Consider the following 26,962-nt stretch of genomic DNA (forward strand, 5'->3'; position numbering starts at 1 on the left):
GACAGAGCACAGGCTCGCTACGGGTTCTGCTCATGTTCTCGCTCGTCGGGGAAGTCGGACCAGCCTGACACGACGGCCGCTGACGTCAATCTCACTCGGGCCGTCGTTACGTTGACTCGTGCTGCCTATGCCCGGATCATGCGTGCGTGCCATCGTGGCGATGGCGCGAATGCGCAGTGAGCACGGTCGATATCATCCTGGCTCTGGCTCTCCTGTTCGCCATCGTGCGCGGTTACGGTCGCGGCCTCTTCGGTGTGCTGGCAGGACTGGCCGCTCCCGTGCTCGCGTTCATGGTTGCCGCCGATTGGTCGGATCCGGTCGCCGACTACCTGGAGCAGTCGCTGCCGGTTCCCGACTTCCTGCTCGACTTTCTGGCACAGGCGATCATCTTCGTCGGGATCATCGTGCTCGTGCGCATCCTCGCCGGTTTCCTGGCGCGAATCTTCGGCTTCGGCCTGTCCCTGCCGAGCCGCGTCGTGGCGGCGGGCTTCAGCGGCGTCATCGCCGCGCTGGTGCTCGGCTTCACGATCGTTTTGATTCGCTCGCTGATCCCGTCGCATACTGCCGGCCGCGACGAAGCGGAAGCGCTCGTGGCGGCGCCGGTGGCCGATCTGCTGACCCGCGTCGACGCGCGCGTCAGCGAATCGGTGCTCGGCCCGCGCCTGGCGGCGCTGGCGAGCATGGCACTGAGCGAGGCGATGCCCTATGTTCCCGCGCAGCTGCCGGTGTCGGTGCCGGTGGCGCCAGGCGGCGAGGAGCAGCCCGCGCACACCGGCGACCGCGACGATTCCGCTTCGACCGCGCCGGCGGAAACGAGTGATAGCTGACGAGAAGATCGCCGAAATCCGGCAAGTCGCCCGCATCTCCGAGTTCGTCTCGCCCTACGTCACGCTCAAGCGCACCGGCCGCAATCTCTCGGGCCTGTGCCCGTTCCACGCCGAAAAGACCCCGTCGTTCTCCGTCAGCGATGACGGCGGCTTCTATCACTGCTTCGGTTGCGGGGCCGGCGGCAACGTCTTCAAGTTCGTCATGCAGATGGAGAACCTGACCTTTCCCGAGGCGGTCCGGAAGGTCGCGGCGCATTACGGCATCGAGGTGCCCGAGGCCGCCGGCAGCGGGCCCGCTTCCGAGCGCGACCGCATGCTGGCCATCCTGGCTGCGGCCACGCGCTACTTCAGCGCCGCGCTGGCAAGGAGCGGCGTCGGTGACGCGATGGCAAGCTACCTTCGCGAGCGTGGTGTCGACGCCGCCGCCATCGAGCGGTTCTCGCTCGGTGCCACGCCGGCCTCCGGCGATGGCCTGGCGCAGTACCTGCGGCGGGAGGGGCACGACCTCGGCATCGCGGAGAAGCTGGGACTGGTCGGAATGCGCGGCGGCTCGACCTACGACCGCTTTCGCGAGCGCCTCATGTTTCCGATTCGCGATCCGCAGGGACGCACCGTCGGCTTCGGCGCTCGCCGCCTCGGGGAAGGCGACGGTCCCAAATACCTGAACTCGAGCGACTCGCCGGTCTACCACAAGAGCCGCGTGCTCTACGGCCTGTTCGAAGCACGCGAAGCCGCCCGCACGCTTCCGCCGCAGGAGCGGCCTTCCGAGCTCATTCTGGTCGAGGGCTATCTGGACGTCATCGCGATGTCGCAAAGCGGCATCACCAACGTCGTCGCAACCTGCGGCACCGCGCTCACTCCGGATCAGGCCCGCGTGATGCGACGTCACGGCGAGGAGGTGGTGGCGTTGTTCGACGGCGACGACGCCGGCCGCCGCGCCGCTGCGCGCAGCTTTCCCGTCTTCCTGGAGGCAGGGCTGTGGGCGCGCGGGGTCTTTCTGCCTCAAGGAGAAGACCCGGACACATACGTCCGCAGCCACGGCGCCGACGCGATGCGGCATCTGCTGAAGGCGGCGGTGCCGCTGGTGGATGCGTACGTCCGTCACATCTCCAGCGGCGCCGCCGGCGCATCGGCGGCCGCGCGCGTGGGGGCCGAGATGGCCGGGGTCCTGCGGAAGGTCGAGAACCCTTTCGAGTACGACGTCCTCGTCAAAAAGGCCGCGCATTGGACCGGCATCTCCGAAGAGGTCCTGCGGCAGCAGGCACGTGCGACGCAGAAGGCACCTGCGCCGACTGCCCCGGGCTCGAGGCCGGTGTTGCTTAGAAGCGGGCCTCCCGGCGCGGAGGAACTGCTGGTGGCCCTCATGCTCGCCGATGTCCATGCCGTTGAACGCGTCGCGAGCCGGGATATCGTAGGGAGGATGCGGGAAGAGCCATGGTCGCGCATCGCGCGCACGATCATCGAACATCATGGCTCCACCCAGGGAGTGGATCGCGGGGAGCTGCTGGCCACGATCGAAGAGCCCGCGCGAACGCGCCTGACGGCGCGCCTGCTCGACGACCCGACCTTTGCCGACGAAGCGACCCGGCAGCGAGTGTTGAACGACTGCCTGGAGCGCCTTTGCGCGGCCGGACAGATGCAGGAGCGGCGAAGAATGCTCTCGCAGCTCCGTCAGTTGGAAGAAATGGGCGACGAGGCCGGCGCCAGTGCGCTGCTGGCCCAATGGAACGCGCGTAGGAACACCGATGAAGAATAAGAAGCCGCGCGACGAGAATGCCCAGGGGCTCGAGCCCGAAGCCGAAGGCGAGGAGGAAGTCGCCGGCGTACGCGAGCTGCTCGAGCTCGGCAAGAGCAAAGGCTTCGTCACCCTGGACGAGGTCAACGACGTTCTCGATCCCGAGGTCGTCGATCAGGAAGACATCGAAAGCGTCCTGTCGGCTCTCAAGGAAGGCCACGTCGAAGTGCGCGCAGACGCCGACGTGCTGCCCAAGGTGGAGCCTTCGGTGGCCTCGCCGGCCGAAGAACGCGAGGTCGTCGAAGCCGACCACGTCGCCGACTACGTGCGCATGTACATGCGCGACATGGGCGTGGTTCCGCTGCTGTCGCGTGAGGGCGAGGTCGTCATCGCCAAGCGCATCGAGGAGGCCGAGCTGCGGGTGTTCGGGCTGGTCTTCCGGTCCGCTTTCGGCCGCCGCCACATCCGCTGGATGAAGAAGGCGCTCGAGGACGGCGACATCCGCGTTCGCGCGGTGCTCAAGGAGACCGAGCCCGAGCCAACCGGCGACGGCGACTTCGTCGAAGGAGCCGAAGAGTCCGAGGAAGCCATCGACCTGGAAGCGCAGCAGCAGAAGACGGCCGAGGACGAGATGGCCGTCTTCAAGCGCGTCCTCAAGCAGCTCGAGAAGGCCTGCAAGCTGTCCGATGACATCGAGGCTGCGCACGCCGCCGGCGACGAGGCCACGGCAGCCAAGCTCGATCGCAAGCTCATCGATCTGCTGCTGGAGATTCCGCTCAACCCCGAGCAGATCGCGGCCGCCGTCGAGCGCATCGACGAGTGCCACCGCTTCGTGCGCCAGCGCCTCGAAGTCCTGCGCCAGGCCGAAGACCGCAGCGGGCGCCGCGCCGATCAGATCGTCGAGTATGCCAGCCGTCTCGGCGTGGATCGCACGGCCGATCAGAGGATCTGCGGAACGCTGCGCATGAACGCGGAAACCATCGTCAGCACCGCCGAGAAGATCAAGGTGGCATCGCGCGAGGTCGAGGAGATGCTGTCGGGGCTGGCGCTGTCGGCTCAGCAGCTCGAGCAGCTCGTGCGCGAGATCACGATCGGCCAGCAGGAAGTCGTCGAAGCCAAGAAGGCGCTGATCGAGGCCAACCTGCGCCTGGTCGTCTCGATCGCCAAGCGTTACAACAACCGCGGCCTGCAGTTCCTGGACCTCATCCAGGAAGGCAACATCGGCCTCATGAAGGCCGTCGACAAGTTCGAGTACAGGCGCGGCTACAAGTTCTCGACCTATGCGACGTGGTGGATCCGGCAGTCCATCACGCGCGCCATCGCCGATCAGGCCCGCACCATCCGCATTCCGGTGCACATGATCGAGTCGATCAACAAGCTGATCCGCGCCACACGCCAGTTCGTGCAGGAGAACGGGCGTGAGCCGACCACGCCCGAGCTGTCGGCGCTGGTGGACATGCCGCCGGACCGCGTGCGCAAGGTGCTGAAGATCGCGCGCGAGCCGATCAGCCTGGAAACGCCGATCGGCGACGAGGAAGACAGCCATCTCGGCGATTTCATCGAAGACCAGAAAGCGATCTCGCCGGCCGATGCGGTCGTCAACAGCAACCTGCAGTCGCGCACGCGGCAGGTGCTGGCGTCACTGACGCCGCGTGAGGAACAAGTGCTGCGCCTGCGGTTTGGCATTGGGGAGAAAACCGACCATACGTTGGAAGAAGTCGGTGGCCGTTTCTCCGTGACGCGCGAACGCATTCGTCAGATCGAGGCCAAGGCGCTGCGCAAGCTGCGGCTCCCGGCGCGAAGCAAGAAGCTCAAGGGTTTCATCTCGTGACAACCTGCGGGGCCCATAGCTCAGTCGGTCAGAGCGGGGGACTCATAATCCCTTGGTCCCAGGTTCGAATCCTGGTGGGCCCATGCCGGATGCGTCCGCACGGCGGATGCGGGGAGATGCGGGAGCCTTGACGAGTCAGCTCGAGTCCCTGTTTCGACTGCAAGCGATCGACACACGGCTGCTCGAGAAGCAGCGGACCGTCGAGAAGTACGAAGCCGAGCTGGCCGAGCGCCGCAAGGCGATGGATGCGGTGCAGGCCCGCATCGACGGCCTGTCCGCCACACGCAAGGACCTGGTTTCCCAGCGCGCGCTTGCCGAACGCAAGGTCGCCGATCTTCAAGAGAGCCTCAAGCAGCGCCGCCAGCGCCTTCAGAAGGTGCGCAACGAACGCGAGCTGCGCGCCGGTCAGGACGAGATCACCTCGATTCAGGAAGAGATTCGCGAAGCCGAGACGCGCCAGCTCGACCTGATGCAGAAGGTCGAGGATCTCGAGGCGAGCATCGAAACCGCCAAAGCCGAGTTCGCCGACCTCGAGAGCGCCGACCACCGGCACATCGGGGACGCGGCCGAGCGCATCGACGGCCTGCGCCGCGAGCTCGAAGGCGAGCGGGCGGCGCGCAACCAGATGGCCGACGGCATCGAGGCCGGCCTGCGCAAGAAGTACGAGATGATCCTGTCGCGACGCTACGGCCTGGCCGTGGTCGAGGTTGACGCCGCCGGCTGTTGCGTCGGCTGCCACGTGCAGATCCCGCCGCAGACGCTGATCGAGGTGCGAAAAACCAGCGCCGTGCGCGTGTGCCCGATGTGCCAGCGCATCCTCTTCCTTGGCGGCGACGGTTCGGCGCCAGTCGAACCGGCATAGCGCCGGCAACGCCTACGTACCCATGCAGGGCATCGCCCCTGCGATCATGCGCAGATTTTGCCGGCCGCCCGTCGCATCCGCGCTTCTTCGTGGATAGTTTGACCGCGAGCTCGAGCTGGCTGGGCGGTCGCCGGCATCGCATCAGGCGGTGCGGGAGGAAAGTCCGGACTCCACAGGGCAGGGTGGCCGCTAACGGCGGCCCGCCGCGAGGCGGGGACAGTGCCACAGAAAGCAGACCGCCATGCACGTCATGGTAAGGGTGAAACGGTGAGGTAAGAGCTCACCAGGTCCGCCGGTAACGGCGGATGCTCGGTAAACCCCACCCGGAGCAAGACCGAATAGGGAGGCGGGCGGCCCGTCCGATGCCTCCGGGTTACGGTCGCTCGAGCCGCCGGGCAACCGGCGGCCTAGAGGAATGATCGCCGGGTCGTCCACGGACGGCCTCACAAAATCCGGCTTACAGGCCGGCTCGAGCTCTTTCTTTCAGGCATCTCCGCTTCACAGCGTGATTGTGAAGGCGCCGGCGCCATTGCTAAGGTCGAACGGTGAATCGCGTGATGAAGGCGGCATTCGCGCCGCCGATGCTCCCCGGCGCGACCTCGCGATCGACGCCATGACGACGCCCACCTCCGGGCCCGACACCACGACCGCCACCGGTTCCATGGAGTGGAACGAGGCGATCGCACGGCTGGCCGCCATCGTCGAGTCCTCCAGCGATGCGATCCTGAGCAAGACTCTCGACGGCACCATCACCTCCTGGAACCCCGCCGCCGAGAGAATGTTCGGCTATAGGGCCGACGAGGTGATCGGCCGCAGCATCCGCATCATCGTTCCGGCCGAGTGCCAGGCCGAAGAGGACGGCGTCCTGGCGCGGCTCCGGCAAGGGGAGCGCATCGAGCACTACGAGACGGTTCGACTGCGCAAGGACGGCCGCCGCATCGACGTGTCGCTGAGCATCTCGCCCGTGCGCGGCGGCAGCGGGGAGTTCGTCGGTGCCGCCACGATCGTTCGCGATGTCACCGACCGCAAGCGGATGGAGCGCGAGCGCGGCGTGCTGCTGGCTGAGGCGCAGGCCGCCAACCGTTCGAAGGACGAGTTCCTTGCCATGCTCGGGCACGAGCTGCGCAATCCGCTGGCCGCCATCGCCAACGCCACACAGGCGCTCGCGCTCGCGCCCGACGCGAGCGAGACGCAGCGGCCGCGCGAGGTGATCGAGCGGCAGCTGGAGCGGCTTTCCAGGCTGGTCGACGATCTTCTGGACGCGGCGCAGGTGCAGGCGGGCAAGGTCCATCTGCAGCTCGAGCGAATGCGGCTCGGGGACGTCGTGCGACAGACCATTGCCGCCCTCGGCGCGACCGAACATGCCATCGAGCTCAACATCGACGACCGGGTCGAGATCAGCGGCGATCCCGGGCGGCTGCGCCAGGTGCTCCACAATCTGATGGCCAACGCCGTGCAGTACACCCCGCGCGGCAAGGCCATCCGCATACGCTGCTACGGCGAGCGTGACGATGCGGTCGTGCAGATCACCGACGAAGGCATCGGCATCGCCGCCGACATCCTGCCGCGCATCTTCGACCTGTTCGTGCAGGGCCACCGCGCCTCCGATCGCATCCAGGGCGGCCTCGGCATCGGGCTGACGCTGGCGCGAAAGCTCGTCGAGCTGCACGGCGGCAGTCTTGCCGCTTCCAGCGCCGGGCCGGGGCTCGGCAGCGTCTTTACGGTGCGCATACCGCGCCTTCCCGCCGAAGCCGGCTCTTCTCGCGACACGGAGGCGGTCACCGGACCGCGCAGGGTCCTCGTCGTCGAGGACAACGAAGACACCCGCGAGATGTTCAAGATGGTGCTGCAGCTCAAGGGTCACGACGTGCTCGAGGCCGCCGACGGCGCCGAGGCCGTCGAGGTGGCGCTGCGCGAGCGGCCCGAGATCGCGTTCGTCGACATCGGCCTTCCCGTCATGGACGGCTACGAAGTGGCGCGCGAGCTGCGGCGCAAGATGGGCAGCGAGATCCTGCTGATCGCCGTGACCGGCTACGGCCAGCCCGAGGACGAAGCGTGCGCTTTGCGCGCCGGCTTCGACGAGCACGCGGTCAAGCCGCTGGCGCCGCCGCGGCTGGCCGACATCCTGCGGCGACGCCTGTAGCGCGACGTCATCGGCCGAGCGTGTGAAGCCGGGCCCCGACTCCTGTAGGAGCGGCGGTTTCCGGTGAGCACGATGCCCGCTTCCTCCTCCACACGAGCGCTGGTGCGCTCGCTCTTGCGCATTGCCGGGCCGGTCGCGCTGGCGCGGCTCGGAGTCATGGCCATGGGTGTCACCGACACCATCGTGGTCGGGCAGCTGGCATCGGCCGAATTGCCGTATCTCGCGCTGGGCTGGGCACCCACCGGCGTGCTGATCGTCACGGGCATGGGCGCGCTGATGGGCGTGCAGGTGCTGGCAGCGCGCGTCATCGGCGAGGGGCGGCCGCAAGCGGCCGGTGCGGTGTGGCGGCGAGGAGTGGTGCTGGCGATGGCGGCGGGGACGATCGCGTCGCTTGCGCTGTTCGCCGTCGCAGAATGGCTTTTCTTCGCCATCGGCATAGCGCCCGACCTGTCGCGCGAGTCGGCGGCGGTGTCGCGGATCCTGGCAATCGGGCTTCCGCTGCACTTCATCTACACCGCCAGCAGCTTCTTCCTCGAAGCCATTCGCCGACCGCTGGTGGGCACGCTCATCATCTGGATCGCCAACGTGCTGAACGTGGTGGTGAACGTGCTGCTGGTCCCGCAGCTGGGCGCGGAAGGCTCGGCGTGGGCGACCGTGGCAGCGCGCGCTTTCATGGCGGCCACCGTTGTCGCGTACATTCTGTGGGGACCGTTCGGACGCCAGTTTGCCGTGCGCGACACGAGCATCGAGGCGCCGGGATATCGCATGCTCTACGGCGTCGGTCTGGCCGCGGGCATCAGCCAGGCGGCCGAAGCCGGTGCGTTCTCAGCGATGACGATGATTGCCGGGCGCATCGGCGAGAACGCCGTGGCCGCCTACCAGATTCTGCTCAACGTGCTCGCGGTCGTCTTCATGGTGGCGCTGGGTCTTGCGGCGGCCACCTCGGTTGCCGTCGCGCATGCATGGGGCGGCCGCGACGTGCGCGCCGCTCGCCATGCTGCATGGACGGGGCTGTGGCTGAACACGCTGGCCATGGCTGCTTCTGCCGTCGTGCTGCTGGCAGCGCCTTTCGCCATAGCGCGAGGTTTCACCGCCGATGCGGCGCTGGCCGCCCTGATCGCGTCGCTGCTGCCGATCGCCGCGCTCATTCTTGCGCCCGACGGCGGACAGGTGGTCATCGCCAGCGCGCTGCGTGCGCGCGGTGACAACTGGTTCCCCACCGCCAGCCATATCGTGGCCTACGTGGTGGTGATGCCGCCGGCCGGCTACCTGCTCGGCGAGCGGCTGGGCCGCGGCGTTGCCGGATTGATGGAAGCGATCCTGGCAGCGAGCGTCCTATCGGTCGCCGTGCTGCTGCTGCGCCAGTCCTCGTTGACGCGCACCGATCGGTAACCGCGCCGCACCTTCACTGTTTCTTCGTCTTCCACGGAGCTGGAATGCGCCGGCGCGCGCAGTTGCGCGTACCTCCACGCTCTCTGCACGACGCGGGCGCCGGTGCGCCACATGTGCGCGAAACGCGCAGGCGCACGCGTAATCTGCTTGACCGGCGTGGGGGCGTTGGGTTACACGATGGGGGCCGGTGGGTAGCAGTGGGGTGCGGTGTAATCCTGTCCTATTGCGAGTCGGTCGGGGTACCGGCTCCCGCTCGTGGGAGCGGGGGCATGTGATGGTGGATGTGGCTACCCGCCGGTTTTTTTCGCGACCGTCATCGAAAGCTCCATGTTTCGCGGCACCTTCTTTCACACCCTGGACGACAAAGGCCGCGTGGCCATCCCGCGAAAGTTTCGAGACCTCCTGCCTGCCGCAGAAGGCGAAGCTCGCGTGGTCGTCACGAAGTCGGCCGGTCCTGCGCCGCGAACTCTCGACGTCTATCCTATGGAAGAGTGGAAGGCCCTGGAAGATCGCATCCGGCAGATGCCGCAGTTCCAGGAGCGCACGCGCAAGTTCAAGAGGCTCTACCTGCATCCGGCCCAGGAGCTCACGCTCGACTCCCAGGGCCGCATCCTGCTGCCTCACGATCTTCGCAGCCACATCGACCTCGGAAAGGACGCGGTCTTCACCGGAGACCTGGAGAAGTTTCTGATCTGGTCGCGCAGCGATTGGGAAGCCCAGCAGAACGCCGATCAGGCCGCTGCGGCCGACGGCGACTCGCTGGACGATCTGGGGCTGTGAGGAGCGGCGCAGGCGCCATCGCGGCGGGCGCGAGCCTCGCGCGGGTGTGTGGGAGCGGTGGGCGGACGACGTAGAGTCCGCGCGACGGAAGGAAGGGTGCCCGAAAACCCGGTTCCGGGATAAGGAAGGCGAGTGAGCGAGGAGAAGAAGTCGCGCCTCGCTCACTCGCCGACCGATTCGGGCGGGGACAGAGACAGGCTTGGCCGCCACCTGCCGGTGATGGCGGACGAGATCGTGTCGGCGATCGCAGCTGGGCCGGGAGGTCGCTACGTGGACGCGACCGTCGGTGAGGGCGGTATGAGTGAACGGCTGCTGGAGGCCTCATCGCCCGATGGAATGGTGGTGGCGGTGGATTGGGACGAGGACGCGCTGGCGCTCTCGCGCGCCCGCCTCGCCCGCTTCGGTGACCGCGTCCGCTTCGTCCGCGATTCCTTCGCCAATCTGCGCGACATTCTTCCTTCGGTGGGCTGGAACGGCGGCGCCGACGGCATCATCGTCGACCTCGGCGTCTCCACGCTGCAACTGGGCAAGGACGTTCGCGGCTTCTCGTTCCAGGTCGACGACGCGCCGCTGGACATGCGCATGGACCAGCGCGGACCCGTCACCGCCGCCGATCTCGTCAACGAACTCGAAGAAACCGAGCTGGCCGACACCATCTATCGCTACGGCGAGGAGCACGCCTCGCGCCGTATCGCGCGCACCATCGTGGCGCGGCGACGAAACGGCCCGCTGCGAACTACCGGCGACCTGCGCGCGGCCGTGCGCGCCGCCGGCGTCAAGAGCCGGCCGGGACACGATCCGGCCACGCGAACCTTTCAAGCGCTGCGAATCGCGGTCAACCGCGAGCTCGAGCAGCTCGAGTCGCTGCTCGACCGCGGCTGGGAGCTGCTCTCGCCGGGCGGTCGCCTCGCGTTTCTGACCTACCACTCGCTGGAGGACCGGATCGTCAAGCAGGCTTTCGCCAAATGGTCGTCGAGCTGTCTGTGCCCGCCGCGCCAGCCCATGTGCAACTGCGGATGGACGGCCAGGGGCCGCATGGTCACTCGCGGCAAGCAGAAGCCGAGCGAAGAGGAGGTTGCACACAACCCGCGCGCGCGAAGCGCGGGCCTCCGTGTCATAGAGAGGCTCGCGCCAACGGCGCAGCCGCAGCCGGACATGCACGTGAAGGACGCCGACCGATGAATGCCGCGCGCAACAGCGCCGTGGCCGTCTCTTCGACCCGTCACGGAACCGCCGACTTTCTCGAGCTCGTCACCCGCACGGCAACTCTGGACCCGGAAGAGCGCGGGCTGCGGCGCCGACTGGTTCTCCTTCTGTGCCTGTCGGCCGTGCTGCTGGCCGGGCACGTGTGGGTGAGGATGCAGGCGCATGCGCTCGGGTATCAGTCGGATGCGCTGGGCCGCATCGTCAATCGCCTCGACCAGGAGCGCATGGAGCTGGAGATGGCGGCTGCGCGCGAGTCCAGCCCTGCGCTGCTGGCGGTGCGTGCGCGCGAGCTCGGCATGCAGAAGGCAGGCCTCGGCCAGCTGCGCCGCCTCGAGCCCGATGCGAAGCCGTGAGCGCCGGCGCCCCGTGATCGACCGCCACGACCTCCAGCCCCGCCGCCATCGCGATGCGAAGCCGTAACCGTTTCAGCCTCAAGCTGCGGGTGGTCGCCGGCATCTGTCTGCTCGGCGGCGCCAGCATCGTCGGGCGCATGTACGACCTGACCGTCCGGCGCGGCGAGGAGCTGCGTGCGACCGGCGAGCAGGAGAAGTGCCAGGACAAGGTCCGCATGGCCTATCGCGGGCCGGTCGTCGACCGCAACGGGGTCGTGCTCGCCACCACGGTGGCAGCCTCGATGGTCTCGCGCGAAAGCCGCTACGTCTACGACCCTTCGCACGCGCCCCTGATGGCGCCGCTGCTCGGCCAGGACGTCAAGGCGCTCGACAAGCTCCTTCGCGAGGGAAGAGGCTTCAAATGGATCTCCAAGGGAGTCGACGAGGACACGGCCACCGCCATCCGCAACCTCAACATCAAGGGCATCGGCATCCAGGCCAGCCAGGAGCGCAGTTATCCGCAGGGCGCCACCGCCGCCCACATCATCGGCTTTGCTGGTCGTGACTCGGTAGGCCTCGAGGGCATCGAGAAGCTCTTCGACACCGAGATCCGCGGCGAACCGATCACCGCCCACGTGTGCATGGACATCCATGGCGGCGTCTTCCTCAACACGAGCGAAGACACCGGCATGAATCGCGGCGCCACGGTGCACCTGACGCTGGATGCCACGCTGCAGAGCATCGCCGAGGCCGAGCTCAACAAGCAGGTGGCCGAGCATCACGCCACAGCCGGCGCGGTGGTGATGCTGGATCCGAAGACGGGCGAGATCCTGGCGCTGGCCAACGCGCCCACGTTCGATCCGAACGACGTCGATGCCAGCCCGGTCTCGGCGCGCCGCAACCGCATCGTCACCGACCTGTTCGAGCCGGGGTCGACGATGAAGCCGTTCGTGGTCGCGGCGGCAATGGACGCGGGCATCATCCAGTTCGAAGACAAATTCTTCTGCGAGAACGGCCGCTTCAAGGTCGAAGGCTGGCACAAGCCGATCCGCGATCATCACGCCTACGGCTGGCTCAGCACCACCGACGTCATCCGCGTCTCCAGCAACATCTGCTCGGCCAAGATCGGCATGATGCTGGGCCCGCGCCGCCTCTACGATTACCTGGTCGCCTTCGGCTTCGATCGTCCAACCGGCATCGAGATGCCCGGCGAGCGCAAGGGCCTGGTGCTGCCGCCCGAGAAGTGGCGCGCCATCCACACCACCACCATCAGCTTCGGCCAGGGCATCAGCGTCACCGCGCTGCAGCTGGCGACCGCCTACGCGGCCATCGCCAACGACGGCGTGCGCATGCAGCCGCGCATCGTGCGCAAGGTCACCGATCAGTACGGATCGGTCATGAAGTACTTTCCGCTCCAGGAGGAGCGGCGGGTGGTCAGCGCCGAGGTCGCGCGGCAGATGCGCACGATGATGTCGACGGTGGTCAGCGCCCAGGGCACGGCGGCGCGCGCCCAGATCGAAGGCGTCTCGGCTGCGGGCAAGACCGGTACTGCGCAGAAGGCCGAGCGCGGCGGCTACAGCGCTGACCGGTGGCTCGCCTCGTTCGCGGGGTTCTTGCCCGTCGAAGAACCTCGTGCCGTGATCGTCGTGATGATCGACGAACCAAAAGGGACCGTCCACTACGGCGGATTGATCGCCGCTCCCGTCTTCAAGGCCATCGCCGAGTCGAGCCTCGACTACCTGGGAATCGAGCGCGAGCTGCCCGCTCCCACCGACGAGCTCGACAAGCTGTTCGAGAGCGGCGACGAGCAGATCTTCGAAGCGTCTTCGGCGCCAACCTCCACGATTCCTCAGGGCAGCGGCCGCATGCCCGATGTGCGCGGCATGCCGCTGCGCTCGGCAATGCGCGCGCTTGCCGACTGCAACTGCGAGGTGCGCGTGGAAGGCCACGGCTTCGTCGTCGCCAGCGAGCCGGCCGCCGGCGACGCGCTTCCGCCCGCAACACCCGTGTCGTTGAAGCTTTCCGGAACGCTATGAGCGCCGCCGTCATGGCCCTGGGCCATCTGGTCGAGCGCGCTAGGCAGCGCGGCCTCGCGGCAGAAGCTCGTGGCGGCGCCTGCGCCGGCGTCGTGGTCGAAGGGATCAGCAACGATTCGCGCAAGGTCGGACCGGGGCACGTCTTCGTGGCGATGGCCGGCACGCGCGAGGACGGCGGCAAGTACATCGACGCCGCGCTCGCCGCCGGCGCCGTTGCCGTCGTCTGCACCGCGCAAAACGCCCGCCGGGATGCCCTCTGCATCGTCGTCGACGATCCCCACTGGGCGGCAGGCGTGCTGGCTTCCGCGTTCTACGGCGATCCCTCCGAGGCGATGGACGTGGTGGCCGTCACCGGCACCAACGGCAAGACCAGCTGCACCTATCTTCTCGAGAGCGTCTGGAAGACGGCCGGGCGTTCGCCGGGCGTCATCGGCACGATCGTGCAGCGCTGCTCCTCGTTCGAACGAGTGGCGGACATGACCACGCCCAGTGCCATCGATCTGCAGAAGACGCTTGCCGACATGCTCGCGGCCGGCTGCGACGCGGTGGCGATGGAAGCGTCGTCGCACGCCCTGGACCAGCGGCGCATCGCCGGCTGCCGCATCCGCACCGGCGTCTTCACGAACCTGACGCGCGACCATCTCGACTATCATCAGACCGAGGAGAGCTACTTCGCAGCCAAGGCCTCGCTGTTCCGCCGCCATCTGCAGCAGGGCTCGGCGGCGGTGCTCAACGTCGAGGACGCCAGGGTAGCCTCGCTGGCGCAGGAGCTGACGGAGCAGCGGCCCGACATCGACGTGTGGACCTATTCGACCGAGCGCGGCGCCGCCAGCCGCGCGCGCGTGCTGGAGGCCGAATGCACGCTGGTCGGAATTCGCGCACGGCTGGAAGTGGACGGCGAGACCGTCGTCGTCCGTTCGCCGCTGGTTGGCGCGGCCAATCTGTCGAACATCGTGGCCGTGGCCGCGGCCGGCTGCGCGCTCGGCATCGATGCCGAAGTGGTGGGACAGGGCCTGAGCGCATGCCCGCCGGTGCCTGGCCGCATGCAGCGCATCTCGCCGCGGCCGCCGGCCGTGCTCGTCGACTATGCGCACACGCCCGACGCGCTCGAGCGCAGCATCCGGGCGCTGCTTCCGGAGACGAGCGGTCGCCTGATCGTGGTGTTCGGCTGCGGCGGCGACCGCGACCGTGGCAAGCGTCCCATCATGGGTGGCATCGCCGGCGAGCTCGCCGACGTTGCCGTGCTGACCTCGGACAACCCGCGCACCGAGCGCCCCGAAGACATCCTTGCCGACATCGAGAGCGGGGTGGGCACGCGCCTTGCGCGCACGACGGCAAGCGAGCTGGCGGAGCCGGACGCACGCGGCTATGTCGTCGAAGCCGACCGCCGCACGGCCATCGAGGCGGCGATCGCGCTGGCCGCAGACGAGGATGTCGTGCTGGTGGCCGGCAAGGGACACGAGGACTATCAGGAAGTGCACGGCGTCAAGCGGCACTTCGACGATCGCGAGGTGGCGAGCGCCGCGCTTGCCCGCCGCAGCGGGAATTGAGCACCGACGGCCGCCGACAGCCGCGCCGGAGCGTCCATTGAAGACCGACAACGATTCCGCACCCGAAGCGCCGGGCGAGTACTTTCCGCTGAGCGTGGCGGCACGCGCCATCTCCGGCCGGCTGCGCGCCGGCGAACCTGACGCCCTCATCCAGTACATCGGCACCGACACGCGCACCGCGCGCGCGGGCGAGCTGTTCTTCTGCCTGCGCGGCGAGAACTTCGACGGGCACGACTTCATGGACGCGGCCATCGCCGCCGGCGTCCTCGGCATCGTGTGCGAGTACGGGCGCGTGCCTGCCTCGGCCGCGGGCGTCGCGTTCATCGAGGTCGCCGACACACAGCGCGCGCTCGGAGATCTGGCCGCGCATCACCGCCGCCGCTTCGCGATCCCGGTCGTCGGCGTCACCGGCTCCAACGGCAAGACGACCACCAAGGAGATGCTGCGCGCGATCCTGCTCGCGCACTGCGGCGATGGCAGCGTCCTGGCCACGCGCGGCAACCTCAACAATCTCATCGGCGTGCCGCTGACGCTGTTCGGGCTGCGCTCGTGCCACAAGGCGGCCGTGGTGGAGATGGGCATGAACGCGCCCGGCGAGATCGCTCGCCTCGCCGAGATCACGGCGCCCACCATCGGCCTGATCACGTGCGTGGCCGAGGCGCATCTGGAAGGCCTCGGCTCCATCGCCGGGGTGGCACGCGCCAAAGGCGAGCTGTTCGAGGGCCTGCCCTCGGATGCCTGCGCGATCGTCAACGCCGACGACGCCAACGTCATGGCGCAGGCGCCGCGGTTCTCCGGACGCCGCCTGACCTTCGGCGACGCCGGCGCCGTCACCGCACGCAACATCGTCTGCGACCGCGTCGATGCCACCGGCTTCGACCTGTGTTTCCAGGGTGCGTGCGCGCACGTGGAGCTGCCGCTGGGCGGACGGCACAACGTGCAGAACGCGCTCGGCGCCGCGGCCGCGGCCTTTGCCGCCGGCGTGTCGGTGGAGACCGCGGCGGCCGGGCTGACGCGCATGCAGGCGCCGCCGATGCGCCTTGCGGCCGAGCGCCTCGAAAACGGCATCACGCTCATCAACGACGTCTACAACGCCAATCCGGGATCGCTTCGCGCCGCCATTCAGACGCTGGGGTCGGTGGCGGCGCGGCGCATCGTGGTGCTCGGCGACATGCTCGAGCTCGGCCCGCGCTCGCAGGAGCTTCACCGCCAGGCGGGGCGCGATGCCGCCGCCATCGAGCCGACTCTTCTTTGCGCCTTCGGCCGTTTCGCTGCCGACATCGTCGATGGCGCACGCAGCGCCGGGCTTGCTGACGAGCGCGCCTGCGTGTGCGCTCGTCACGAGGACGCTGCGGCCGCGGTTGCCGAAGCGTGGCGAACCGGCGATGCCGTACTCGTCAAAGGGTCTCGCGGCGCGGCGATGGAGAAGGTCGTCGAGGCGCTGCGGACGCTGGCGGCCAAGCAATGATCTACAACATTCTGGTCCCGCTCGCCGCGCAGTACAGCCAGCTCAACGTCCTGCGCTACATCACGTTTCGCGCGCTGGTGGCGTCGGTGCTGGCCCTGCTGCTCTCGCTCGTGCTCGGCCCCAGCCTGATCCGGCGTCTGCGCACGGGTCAGTTCGGCCAGCCCGTCAGCGCGTACGCGCCCGAAGGCCATGCCGCCAAGAAGGGCACGCCCACGATGGGCGGCCTTCTCATCGTCACCTCGCTGGGCCTGTCGACGCTGCTGCTGGCGGACCTGACGAACGTCTACGTCCTGATCACGCTGTTCGTCACGCTCGGCTTTTCGGCAGTCGGCTTCGTCGACGACTGGCAGAAGGTGCGCCAGCGCCGCAACGACGGCATGAGCGCGCGCGAGAAGCTGCTGTGGCAGTTCGTCATCGCCTGCATCGGCATGGCGGTGCTGTGGTCGCGCCCGGAGTTCGACGCGCATCTGGCCATTCCGTTCTTCAAGGACGTGCGGCCCGATCTCGGCTGGATGTACATTCCTTTCGGAGCGATCGTGATCGTGGGCGCCTCCAACGCGGTCAACCTCACCGACGGCCTCGACGGTCTGGCCATCGGTCCGGTCATGACGACGGCCGCTACCCTGGCCATCCTCACCTACTGCGCCGGACACGCCGTCATCGCCGAATACCTTCTGATCACGCACGTCCCCGGCGCCGGCGAGCTTGCCATCCTGTGCGGCGCCACGGCGATGGCCGGCCTCGGCTTCCTGTGGTTCAACGCGCACCCGGCCCAGATGTTCATGGGCGACGTGGGCTCGCTCGCGCTCGGCGCGGTGCTCGGCATGGTGGCCGTGATCTCCAAGAACGAGCTGGTGCTGCTGGTGGCCGGCGGCGTCTTCGTGGTCGAGGCGCTCTCGGTCATCATCCAGATCGGCTCGATCAAGCTGCGCGGCAAGCGCGTCTTCCTGATGGCTCCCATCCATCACCACTTCGAGAAGGCCGGGTGGCCCGAGACGCAGGTGGTGATCCGCTGCTGGATCATCTCGTTGATGTGCGCGCTGGTCAGCCTGGCCACGCTCAAGCTGCGCTGACGAAGAAGCGGCCAGCAGGTGGACGCGAAACCCTCCTCACGATCGGTTCTCGTTCTCGGCCTTGCTCGCAGCGGCATCGCTGCAGCGAACCTCGCCGAGCGCCTCGGATGGCGCGTCACGCTCACCGACGACCGCGACGCGGCCATCGAGGGCGCGCCCGCCTCCTCGACGCGCGTTGCGGCGCCCGAGGCGCTGGCAATGCTCGACGAGATCGACGTCATCGTTCCGAGCCCCGGCGTGCCGGCAGCGCATCCGATCCTGGATGCGGCGCGGCTGCGTGGGATCCGCATCCTGCCCGAGATCGAGCTGGCCGCCGATCATCTCGGCAACACCACGCTTCTGGCCGTCACCGGCACCAACGGCAAGAGCACCACGGTGACGCTGCTCGGCGCCATCCTGACCGCGGCCGGCTACAGGACGTTCACCGGCGGCAACCTCGGCAGCCCCCTGAGCAACGCGGCGCTCGGCCAGTACGACTTCGCGGTGGCCGAAGTCTCCAGCTTTCAGCTCGAGTGGGCCACCACGTTCCACCCTCACGTCGCCTCGCTGCTCAATCTCACCGCCGATCACCTCGACCGTCACGGCGACATGGTCTCCTACCTCGGCGCCAAGCTGCGCCTGTTCGCGAACATGGACGACAGCGATTTCGCCGTCTTCGCGCGTGGCGCCGACTGGACCGAGACCGCGTCGCTGTCGACGCGGGCGCAGGTCTCCACGTTCGGCTGGGAAGGCGAGGGCGGCGTCACCATCGAACGCGCCTCGCGCGAGCTTCACGCCGACGGCTTCACCGTGCGGCTGCCCGAGCGATGGCCGCGCCTTCCGCACGATCTGGAGAATGCCGCCGCGGCGGCGGAGATGGTGCGCGTGCTCGGTATCGGCGCCGAGCACGTCGAGCGGGCGCTTGCCGAGTTCCAGCCGCTCCGCCACCGGCTGGCGCTGGTGGCGGAGGCCGGCGGCATCCAGTGGTGGAACGACTCGAAGGCCACCAACGTCGGCGCGACGCTGAGCAGCCTGCGCGCGTTCGACGGCAACGTGATCCTGCTGGCCGGCGGCGTCTCCAAAGGCTGCGACTTCGCTCCACTGGTCGCCGAAGCAGGGCGCATGAAGATGGTCATAGCCTACGGCGCTTGCGCCGCCGAGGTCGAGTCCGCCCTTGCCGGCCACGCTGCCGTCGTGGTAGAGCCCGGCCTGGAGCGGGCAGTGAAGCGCGCGGCGGCCGAGGCCGCTTGCGGCGACGTGGTCCTGCTCGCACCGGCCTGCGCCAGCTTCGATGAGTTCCGCGACTACGTGGATCGCGGTGAGAAGTTCGAGGGCTGGGTGCGCGGGCTGCAGGAGGTGGGGCGGTGATGAAGTGGCAGACGTCGGCGGCAGGCACCGTGGCGACGGTGACCGAGTTCCCTCGCGCACGCGTTCGCATTTCGGATCGCCCCGATCCCTGGCTGCTCAGCCTTGTGGCGATCCTGGCCACGCTCGGCATGATCTTCGTCTTCGACACCAGCTGGTTCGTCTCCAGCTACAGCTTCGGTGACGGCTACCGCATGACGATCAAGCACGGCATATCGGCCGCCATCGGCGCTGTGCTGCTGTTCATCTGCTCGCGCTGCCCCTCCGACTTTCTCGAGCGCAAGGCCTATTGGATCTTCGGCATGTCGGTGCCGGTGCTGCTGCTGACGCTGGTGCCGGGAGTGGGCGAGTGCGCCAACGGCGCCTGCCGCTGGGTATCCCTCGGCTTCTTCAACCTGCAGCCGGCAGAGTTCACCAAGATCGGCTTCGTCATCGTGGCGGCGGCCTATCTGACGCGAGTGTCCGACCGGTTGCGCAACCCCCTCTACGGCATCGCGCCGGTGCTGGGAACGGTGGGCGTGCTCGGCGTGATCCTGCTCGCGCAGCCCGACTTCGGAACTGCGGCGCTGCTAGGTGCCATTGCGGTGCTGATGCTGTTCCTGGCCGGCGTTCCGGTCTGGCAGCTGATCGCACCCGGCGCGTGCATGGTCGCTGCCGCCGCCTATCTCGTCATCAGCGAGCCGTACCGATTCAAGCGGCTGACCGTGTTCCTGAATCCCGACGCCGATCCGCAAGGCGTCGGCTGGCAGCTTCGCCAGGCGCTGATCGCTTTCGGCTCCGGACAGGTCACGGGCCAGGGCCTGGGAGCTTCGACGCAGAAGACGGGATGGCTTCCCGAAGCGCACACCGACTTCATCTTTTCGGTCATCGGCGAGGAGACCGGGCTGATCGGCGCACTGGTCATCGTGGCGCTGTTCGCGCTCGTGGCGTGGCGGGGCTTCCGCATTGCGCATCGTCACAGCGAGCCGTTCGCGCAGCTCCTGGCCGCGGCGCTGACGCTGGTCATCACGCTGCAGGCGATGATCAACATGGGCGTGGTCCTCGGCCTGCTGCCCACCAAGGGCATCGGGCTGCCGTTCATCAGCTACGGCGGCTCCTCGATGATGGTCTTCCTCGCCGCCGCCGGCATCCTCCTCTCGCTCTCCCGCGAGCTGCGCGAACGGTGAGACTCGCCATCGCCGGCGGAGGCACGGGAGGCCACCTCTTCCCGGGTCTGGCGGTGGCCGAGCTGGCGCGCGAGACGGGCGCTGCCGAAGAGATCGTGTTCTTCGGCGCCGAGCGCGGCATCGAGTTCCGCGTCGTTCCCAAGGCCGGGTTCCCGCTGGTGGCCGAGAAGGTGCACGGCATCGCCGGCGGCGGCCCGGTTGCGGCGGCGCGATCGATTCTGGAGATGCTGGCCGCCACGGTGCGGGCGCATCGGGAGCTGGGCCGGCGCGGCATCGACGTCGTCATCGGCCTTGGCGGCTACGCATCGGCTCCCGCGGTCCTGGCGGCGCGCCTCCGGCGCATCCCCGTCGTGCTCCTCGAGCAGAACCGGGAGCCCGGCATCTCCAACCGTGCGCTCGGCTATCTGGCCATGCGCATCTGTACGAGCTTCGAGGGCACCTCGCGCTTCCCTGCCCGCAAGGTCACGTGCACGGGCAATCCCCTGCGCCGTGGGTTCGACACGCGACCGCCTTACCCGGGCCGCGACATGCTGCTCGTCTTTGGCGGAAGCGGCGGCGCCCGAAGCCTGAACCGCGCGGTAGTCGCGGCGCTCGCCGAGCTCCAGTCCTCGCAACCGCTTCTCCCCATCCTTCACCAGGTCGGCCAAGCATTCGTGCAAGAAATCGAGGAGGCCTACGCCAATGCCGGAGTCGCAGCCGAGGTCGTTCCCTTCATCGAGGACATGCATGGCGCATACTCGCGCGCGCTGCTTGCGATCTGCCGCTCGGGCGCGACGAGCATTGCCGAGCTGGTCGCCACCGGCACGCCGGCGGTGCTGATCCCGCTGGCGCACTCGGCCGGCGGTCACCAGCTCGAGAACGCGCGCGAGCTGGAAAAAGCAGGTGCGGCGGTGGTCGTGCTCGATGACGAAAAATGTGCGCGCGCCCTCGTTGCCGTTCTTGGCGGCTTGCTACCGGACACTGCGCGGCTAACCTCTATGGCAGACCGCGCTGCGTCACTCGGACGTCCTGGCGCGGCGGCGCGCGTGCTCCAGATAGTGACCGAGCTGGCGCGCGGTCGCCGCCGACAAGCGTAAAGACTCCGCGAGCAACGGTACTTTTTGGCCCTCGAGGCCGGCCTCGAGAGGCTCGAACGGCTGGTAGCGATGACCCTCGAAGAACGCTTCCGCACTGGGCCCGCGTGGTCCTCGTTGCATCTGGCCGAGCCGCCGTCCTCGCAGCCGTCGGAGACGCCAGGACGCAAGCTCGGCTGCATCCACCTCGTCGGCATCGGCGGCATCGGCATGAGCGGCATCGCCGAAGTGCTGATCACGCTCGGCTACGACATCACCGGCTCCGATCTCTCCGACAACGAGACCACGCGCCATCTTCGCAGCCTCGGCGCCAAGATCCATCTCGGTCACGACGCCTCCAACATCGGCCCCAACACCTCGGTCGTGGTCATCTCCTCGGCCGTCGGCGAAGAGAACGCCGAGGTGCGCGCGGCGCGCGAGCGGCGCGTGCCGGTGATCGCGCGCGCCGAGATGCTCGCCGAGCTGATGCGCGTCAAGTGCGCAGTCGGCGTGGCCGGCGCGCACGGCAAGACCACGACGACCTCGCTGGTCGCCGCCGCGCTGAGCGCCGGCGGCCTCGACCCGACGCTCGTCATCGGCGGGCGCCTCAAATCGCTCGGCGGCACCAACGCGCGGCTGGGCCGGTCGCGCTACATGGTGGCCGAGGCCGACGAGAGCGACGGCAGCTTCCTGCTGCTGCGCCCGACGGTTGCGGTGGTCACCAACATCGACCGCGAGCACATGAACTTCTACGGCACGATGGACAGGCTGCGTGCCGCCTACCTCGAGTACATCAACGGCGTGCCGTTCTACGGGCTTGCCGTCCTGTGCATGGACTGCCCCGAGATCGCGGCATTGCTCGGCAAGGTTCGCAAGCCGTATCTGACCTATGGCACGTCCGCGCAGGCCGACCTTCGCGCCGACGACATCGGCTACGACGGCCTGACCAGCTCCTTCGACGTCGTGCTGCGGGTGGCCAGGCTCGGCCGCGTCGTCGTGCCCATGCCCGGTGAGCATGCGGTGCGAAACTCGCTTGCTGCGCTGGCGGTGGGGATGGACCTCGGCCTGTCCTTCGAGACCTGCGCCTCGGCGCTGGCGAGCTTCGAAGGTGTCCTGCGCCGCTTCGAGATCAAGGGCGAAGAGGGCGGGGTCACGGTGGTCGACGACTACGGGCATCATCCCACCGAGATCTGCGCGACGCTCCGCGCCGCTCGAAGCGGCTACCACGGCCGCCGCGTGATCGCCGTCTTCCAGCCGCATCGCTACTCGCGCCTGGAGGACCTGTTCGACCAGTTCGCCGCATGCTTCGAGGACGCCGACGTCGTGGTGGTCACCGACGTCTATGCCGCCGGCGAGGCGCCGCGCGACGGCGTCAGCGCGCAGGCGCTGGTCGAGCGCATGCGCGGCCTCAACGGCCACCAGGTCCTGCACGCTCCGGCAGGCGACGATCTGGCCGCGCGTGTGGCGGCACTGACGAAGCCCGGCGATCTGGTCGTGACGCTGGGCGCAGGCGACATCACCAAGCTGGGCCCACAGATTCTGGCCAGCTTGCGGCATGGATGACCGCATCCGGGCATTGACCCGCCGAATTCACGAAGCGGGCTATGGGCAGAGCCTGCAGCCGGACTTCGAGCTGCGAAAGCACACGTCCTTCCAGATCGGCGGCCCGGCCGATCTCTACTTCGATCCGCCTTCCATCGAAGCGCTGTCGTCGGCGCTGGCGGCGGCGAGCGAAATCGGCGTGCCGGTCACCGTCCTTGGCGGCGGCACCAACGTGCTGGTCTCCGATGCCGGCGTGCGCGGGCTCGTCGTCCATCTCGGCAAGGCCTTCGAGTACATCCGTGACCTCGGCGAGGGCGAAGAATGGCGCGAACTGCCCGTCGAGGATGAGGACCATCGCGCCGCGGGTGCGGCCGCGTCGGCGGCGCGCGGCGCCGGAGAGCCGCCGCGCACTCGGCGCATGCTCGTGCACTACGCGGACATCGAGTCGGGAGCCTCCACGCGCTTCATCCGCCTGGCCAAGGAGACCGTGTCGCGAGGCCTTGCCGGGCTCGAGTTCGCGGCCGGAATCCCAGGCTCGGTCGGCGGCGCCGCACAAATGAACGCCGGCGCTTTCGGAGGGGAGATCTCGGACTGCCTGACGTCGATGACGATGGTTCTGGCCACCGGAGAGATCGTCGAAAAAAACCGTGCGGAGCTTGATTTCCGCTATCGAAAACTGGCGTTGCCGGCTGGCACCATGATAGCTTCTGTTCGGTTTCGTCTGTTGCGCTCGTCGGTGGGTCGGTTGCAGCAGGTTGTGGCGCGGGTGCAGGAAAAGCGCAGACGACACCAGCCCGCCGGCTATCCGAACGCCGGCTCGATTTTCAAGAACCCACCCGGCGAGTTCGCCGGCCGGCTGATCGAGAAGGCTGGCCTCAAAGGCATGACCGAAGGCGGCGCGCAGGTCTCTCCCGACCACGCCAACTTCATCATCAACCTTGGAGGAGCCACGGCTGCGGACGTTCGCTCGCTCATGAGTCGGGTCCAGGAGGAGGTGTGGAAGAAGTGCGGGGTGTGGCTGGAACCGGAAGTCCGGCTCGTCGGCGAGTGGGAACGCGATGAGGCTGCGGCCGCACGTCCGTAAGCTCAAAGCTTCTCTCGCCACCGGCTCGCGCCTCGTGCTGCTGGCCGTGTCCGTGCTGGTCGTGCTCGCCGGCGGCACCTGGACGGCGCTCGCCCACGTCGTCCCCTACGTCACGACCAACGACTACTTCCGCCTTCGCAGCATCCGCATCGCCTGCGACGAGCCGGCCGTCGAGCCCAAGGCGCTGGCCGAGATGGCCGGCCTCTACGACGACACCACTCTCTGGCAGATCGACCCCGCACAGATTGAGGACAGGATCCGCGAGCAGAGCTGGGTGGACGAGGTGCGCGTGGCGCGCCGCTTCCCCTGGCAGGTCAGCCTGAAGGTCTCGCGCCGCCGCGCCGTTGCCGCCGCCGTCACCGACGGCCACGTCTATCTGGTCGATCGCCAGGGCGCGCTGTTCCGTGAAGTGAAAGGCAGCGCCGCCCCCGACCTGCCGTACCTGAGCGGCTGGGATCAGGCCGCGGTGCACGCCGAGCGGGCCGCGCGTCTTCTGACGATGCTGCGCGCGCTCGAGAAGGTCACCGCGCGCTCCTACGACGTCTCCGAGCTGCACATGGACGGCGACGGAACGCTGTGGCTTTTCGCCGCCGGCATGAAGGCGTCTGTGCGTCTAGGCGATGCCGCGCACGTCGAGACTGCTCTCGATCTGCTGCGTGTGGCACTCTCTGAGCTCGGCCCACTGGCCGATCGCGCACGCGTGATCGACGTCGACTACAAAGACCGCATCGTCATTCGCGGCGCCGACGACAAGCTGCCCGCGCTCATGGCTGCGCAGGCGGAGCGTGCCGGCAATGGCTAAGAGTCGCGCGCTGCTGGCCGGGCTGGACGTCGGCACCCAAAAGGTCGCGCTGCTCGTGGCCGAGCAGACCAACACCGGCCTGAGCATCCTCGGTCTCGGCACAAGCGCCTCGCGCGGCATGCGCGCAGGCCGCGTCAGCGACGTCGACAAGACCGCCGAAGCCATCCTGGCGGCGCTGACCGAGGCCGAGCTGATGGCCGGCTGCCAGATCCACAACGTCGTCGTCTCCATCTCCGGCGACCACGTGCGTGGCACCAACAGCCACGGCGTCGTCGCCATCGAGAACGGCGAGGTCTCGGCGCGTGCCGAGCGGCGCGTGATCGCCGCGGCGCAGGCTGTGCCGCTTCCGGCCGACCACCGCCCGCTGCATCTGATCCGACGCGAGTACGTCGTCGATGGCCAGGCCGGAATCATGAATCCGGTCGGCATGAGCGGCGTGCGCCTCGAAGCGCATCTGCACGTGATCAGCGCGGGCGAGTCGGCGCTGCGCAACCTGGTCAAGAGCTGCAACAAGGCGGGGCTGTCGGTCTCGCGGGTGGTGGCCAGCTCTCTGGCTTCGGCCGAGGCGATCCTCGAGCCCGAAGAGAAGGAGATGGGCGTGGTGGTCGTGGACGTGGGCGCCGGCACCACCGACCTTGCCATCTTCCACGGCGGTACCGTTGTGCATTCGGCGGTCTTCGGCGTGGGCGGCATCGACATCACGCGCGACCTTGCGCAGTGCCTGGAGACTTCGCTGACCGAGGCCGAGAGCCTCAAGAAGCGCTACGGCTGCGCGGTGCCCGACCTGGTCGACGAGGACCTGATGGTGGAAGTGGCCGGCGTCGGCGGCCGTCATCCTCGCGCCGTGGCGCAGCGGCACGTGGCCGAGATCATCGAGCCGCGGCTGGAAGAGATCTTCGAAACGTCGCTGGACTCGGTCATCCGCTCCGGCTTTGGCGAGCTGCTGCCCTCGGGCCTGGTGCTGACCGGCGGCGCATCGATGCTGCCAGGCGTGGTCAGCCTGGCCACGCGCGTCATGGAGATGCCGGTGCGGCTTGGCGAGCCGAGCGGAATCGAAGGGCTCGGCGACGAGGTGGACGACCCCTCGTGGTCGACGGCACTGGGACTGGTGCTCGGCCTGCCCGACAAGGACATGGCCGCGCCGTGGAAGGCGAGCCTGCCCACGCGCATCGTCCCGGCGTGGGTGAGAAGGAAGTTCATGAGCGGAAGACGCGCGTAGGTCGGCGCCTGGCGCCGACCTCGGTGCCCGGGCCGTTCTTCGAGTGTGTGCACCACGTTCTGCACACACGGCGCGCTTCCCTTGGATGGTGAACGGTAGCATTCGAGAGAGACGAGTCATTCGTCGGTTTTGCCCTGTTTTTCCGAGTAGACCGCTCGGCGGGGTGCAGGAGGTGCGGTGATGATCGAGCTGGTCGACGAGAACATGAGCAATGCGCGGATCGTGGTGGTGGGCTGCGGCGGCGGCGGCGGCAACGCCGTGACGACGATGATCAAGGCCGAGCTGTCCGGTGTGGACTTCCTGGCCGCCAACACGGACTCGCAGGCCCTTGCGACCTCCCTTGCTCCGGTCAAGATCCAGCTCGGCTGCTCGCTGACCAAGGGCCTGGGCGCCGGCGCCAATCCCGAGGTCGGGCGCAAGGCGGCGCTGGAGCAGGAAGACATCATCCGCGAGGAGCTCGGCGGCGCCGACATGGTCTTCGTCACCGCCGGCATGGGCGGCGGCACCGGCACCGGAGCGGCCCCCGTCATCGCGCGCATCGCCAAGGACCTCGGCGCGCTGACCGTGGGCGTGGTGACCAAGCCCTTCGCTTTCGAAGGCCGCCGCCGTCTTCGTCAGGCCGAGGAAGGCATCCGCGAGCTGCGCGGCGCCTGCGATACGCTCATCGTCATCCCCAACCAGCGCCTGATCGAGATCGCCTCGCGCAGCACCACCGCGCTGGAGGCGTTCAAGAAGGCCGACGACGTTCTGCTGCACGCCGTTCGCGGCATCAGTCAGATCATCACCGAGCCGGGCACCATCAACGTCGACTTCGCCGACGTGCGCACGATCATGAGCGAGATGGGCATGGCCATGATGGGCCACGGCATCGGCTACGGCGACAGCCGCGCCATCGACGCGGCCACCAACGCGATCTCCAGCCCCCTGCTCGAGGACATCTCGATCAACGGCGCGCGCGGCGTGCTGGTCAACATCACCGCCAGCGAGGACTTCGGCATCCAGGAGCTCAACGAAGCCGTCGACCTCATCCAGACGCAGGCGCACGAGGACGCCAACATCATCGTGGGCCTGGTGCACGACGCCAACCTGGAAGACGAGGTGCGCATCACTGTCATCGCCACCGGCTTCGGCGACCGCCTGATCGATCGCCTGCAGCCCGGCCACCGCGGCGACGCGATGATGAGCGCGATGACGGCGCCCGAGCGGCCCTCGCAGCAGTCGCAGCGCCCGCAGTACTTCGGCGGCCGCTCCTCGGGCGGCGGCTACGGAGGCGACCGGCGCATGATGAGCGACACGATCGACGATCCGTACGCGGGCGCCGAGATGGGCGGCGCCGAGCAGCACGGGGAGCCGCAGCGGCGCGAGCCCGAGATGGGACCGGAGCAGCCGCAGCAGGAAGAGCTCGAGTTCGCGGCGATCCAGGAAGACGAGGATCAGCGGGTTCCGGCGTATCTGCGGCGGTGGCGGCAGCGCGGGGGGCAGCGGCCGGGAAGATAGCCGGCGAGACTCGAGGCTCGC

The 26,962-nt window shown here is 68.4% G+C and carries 21 protein-coding genes, 1 tRNA gene and 1 other RNA gene; all 23 read left to right on the top strand.

All coding sequences use genetic code 11. The annotated features are described in order from the left end of the window. Positions 1–176 precede the first annotated feature (176 nt). The 23 genes from VEC57_10850 (at position 177) to ftsZ (ending at position 26,941) form a co-directional block, all read left to right on the top strand. Complete coding sequence (locus VEC57_10850) at positions 177–827, top strand: CvpA family protein (protein ID HYB99616.1); 651 nt, start codon at positions 177–179, stop codon at positions 825–827. Further along, positions 817–2,583 carry a DNA primase gene (gene dnaG, locus VEC57_10855; GenBank protein HYB99617.1) on the top strand — a complete coding sequence of 589 codons (1,767 nt, stop codon included), beginning with the start codon at positions 817–819 and terminating at the stop codon, positions 2,581–2,583. The genes VEC57_10850 and dnaG overlap by 11 nt, the downstream gene beginning before the upstream one ends. After that, the gene (gene rpoD / locus VEC57_10860; GenBank protein HYB99618.1) at positions 2,573–4,393 is read left to right on the top strand and encodes an RNA polymerase sigma factor RpoD; all 1,821 of its coding nucleotides are present in this window, start codon (positions 2,573–2,575) and stop codon (positions 4,391–4,393) included. Before dnaG ends, rpoD begins: the two co-directional genes overlap by 11 nt. Before the next feature lie 9 nt (positions 4,394–4,402). Further along, positions 4,403–4,476, top strand: a tRNA-Ile gene (locus VEC57_10865). Between the two features lie 44 nt (positions 4,477–4,520). Beyond that, on the top strand, positions 4,521–5,255 hold the full coding sequence (locus VEC57_10870) for a C4-type zinc ribbon domain-containing protein (GenBank protein ID HYB99619.1): 735 nt from the start codon (positions 4,521–4,523) through the stop codon (positions 5,253–5,255). Positions 5,256–5,366: 111 nt separating this feature from the next. Continuing rightward, positions 5,367–5,731: RNase P RNA component class A (gene rnpB / locus VEC57_10875), an RNA gene on the top strand. A 137-nt stretch (positions 5,732–5,868) separates the two neighbouring features. After that, positions 5,869–7,398: a PAS domain S-box protein gene (locus tag VEC57_10880; protein HYB99620.1), complete on the top strand. Its 1,530-nt coding sequence runs from the start codon at positions 5,869–5,871 to the stop codon at positions 7,396–7,398. A 72-nt stretch (positions 7,399–7,470) separates the two neighbouring features. Continuing rightward, positions 7,471–8,790: an MATE family efflux transporter gene (locus VEC57_10885; GenBank protein ID HYB99621.1), complete on the top strand. Its 1,320-nt coding sequence runs from the start codon at positions 7,471–7,473 to the stop codon at positions 8,788–8,790. Positions 8,791–9,117: 327 nt separating this feature from the next. Further along, the gene (gene mraZ / locus VEC57_10890; protein HYB99622.1) at positions 9,118–9,570 is read left to right on the top strand and encodes a division/cell wall cluster transcriptional repressor MraZ; all 453 of its coding nucleotides are present in this window, start codon (positions 9,118–9,120) and stop codon (positions 9,568–9,570) included. Between the two features lie 132 nt (positions 9,571–9,702). After that, positions 9,703–10,752: a 16S rRNA (cytosine(1402)-N(4))-methyltransferase RsmH gene (gene rsmH, locus VEC57_10895; protein HYB99623.1), complete on the top strand. Its 1,050-nt coding sequence runs from the start codon at positions 9,703–9,705 to the stop codon at positions 10,750–10,752. Then, on the top strand, positions 10,749–11,129 hold the full coding sequence (locus tag VEC57_10900) for a hypothetical protein (protein ID HYB99624.1): 381 nt from the start codon (positions 10,749–10,751) through the stop codon (positions 11,127–11,129). The genes rsmH and VEC57_10900 overlap by 4 nt, the downstream gene beginning before the upstream one ends. Positions 11,130–11,182: 53 nt before the next feature. Next, the gene (locus VEC57_10905; protein HYB99625.1) at positions 11,183–13,144 is read left to right on the top strand and encodes a penicillin-binding protein; all 1,962 of its coding nucleotides are present in this window, start codon (positions 11,183–11,185) and stop codon (positions 13,142–13,144) included. Continuing rightward, positions 13,141–14,694, top strand: coding sequence for a UDP-N-acetylmuramoyl-L-alanyl-D-glutamate--2,6-diaminopimelate ligase (locus VEC57_10910; GenBank protein HYB99626.1), 1,554 nt, complete (start codon positions 13,141–13,143; stop codon positions 14,692–14,694). The genes VEC57_10905 and VEC57_10910 overlap by 4 nt, the downstream gene beginning before the upstream one ends. Positions 14,695–14,731: 37 nt before the next feature. Beyond that, complete coding sequence (gene murF, locus VEC57_10915; GenBank protein HYB99627.1) at positions 14,732–16,162, top strand: UDP-N-acetylmuramoyl-tripeptide--D-alanyl-D-alanine ligase; 1,431 nt, start codon at positions 14,732–14,734, stop codon at positions 16,160–16,162. After that, positions 16,159–17,235, top strand: coding sequence for a phospho-N-acetylmuramoyl-pentapeptide-transferase (mraY, locus tag VEC57_10920; protein HYB99628.1), 1,077 nt, complete (start codon positions 16,159–16,161; stop codon positions 17,233–17,235). Before murF ends, mraY begins: the two co-directional genes overlap by 4 nt. A gap of 18 nt (positions 17,236–17,253) precedes the next feature. Beyond that, the gene (gene murD, locus VEC57_10925) at positions 17,254–18,582 is read left to right on the top strand and encodes a UDP-N-acetylmuramoyl-L-alanine--D-glutamate ligase (GenBank protein ID HYB99629.1); all 1,329 of its coding nucleotides are present in this window, start codon (positions 17,254–17,256) and stop codon (positions 18,580–18,582) included. Further along, entirely contained in the window at positions 18,582–19,745 is a 1,164-nt protein-coding gene (ftsW, locus tag VEC57_10930; protein ID HYB99630.1) for a putative lipid II flippase FtsW, read from the top strand. The genes murD and ftsW overlap by 1 nt, the downstream gene beginning before the upstream one ends. Continuing rightward, positions 19,742–20,821, top strand: a complete 1,080-nt coding sequence (gene murG / locus VEC57_10935) for an undecaprenyldiphospho-muramoylpentapeptide beta-N-acetylglucosaminyltransferase (GenBank protein ID HYB99631.1) — start codon at positions 19,742–19,744, stop codon at positions 20,819–20,821. Before ftsW ends, murG begins: the two co-directional genes overlap by 4 nt. 69 nt (positions 20,822–20,890) lie before the next feature. Then, positions 20,891–22,360 carry a UDP-N-acetylmuramate--L-alanine ligase gene (gene murC, locus VEC57_10940; protein HYB99632.1) on the top strand — a complete coding sequence of 490 codons (1,470 nt, stop codon included), beginning with the start codon at positions 20,891–20,893 and terminating at the stop codon, positions 22,358–22,360. Continuing rightward, positions 22,353–23,423 (top strand): UDP-N-acetylmuramate dehydrogenase, encoded by a 1,071-nt coding sequence (gene murB, locus VEC57_10945; GenBank protein HYB99633.1) that lies wholly within the window; start codon positions 22,353–22,355, stop codon positions 23,421–23,423. Before murC ends, murB begins: the two co-directional genes overlap by 8 nt. Continuing rightward, positions 23,398–24,225: an FtsQ-type POTRA domain-containing protein gene (locus VEC57_10950; protein HYB99634.1), complete on the top strand. Its 828-nt coding sequence runs from the start codon at positions 23,398–23,400 to the stop codon at positions 24,223–24,225. Before murB ends, VEC57_10950 begins: the two co-directional genes overlap by 26 nt. Further along, positions 24,218–25,444 carry a cell division protein FtsA gene (gene ftsA, locus VEC57_10955; GenBank protein ID HYB99635.1) on the top strand — a complete coding sequence of 409 codons (1,227 nt, stop codon included), beginning with the start codon at positions 24,218–24,220 and terminating at the stop codon, positions 25,442–25,444. The genes VEC57_10950 and ftsA overlap by 8 nt, the downstream gene beginning before the upstream one ends. Positions 25,445–25,624: 180 nt before the next feature. After that, positions 25,625–26,941 (top strand): cell division protein FtsZ, encoded by a 1,317-nt coding sequence (gene ftsZ, locus VEC57_10960; GenBank protein HYB99636.1) that lies wholly within the window; start codon positions 25,625–25,627, stop codon positions 26,939–26,941. The last annotated feature ends 21 nt before the right edge of the window (positions 26,942–26,962 follow it).

The organism is Candidatus Limnocylindrales bacterium, assembly GCA_035626395.1.
In the GTDB taxonomy this organism is placed as follows: domain Bacteria; phylum Desulfobacterota; class Binatia; order UBA1149; family CAITLU01; genus DASPNH01.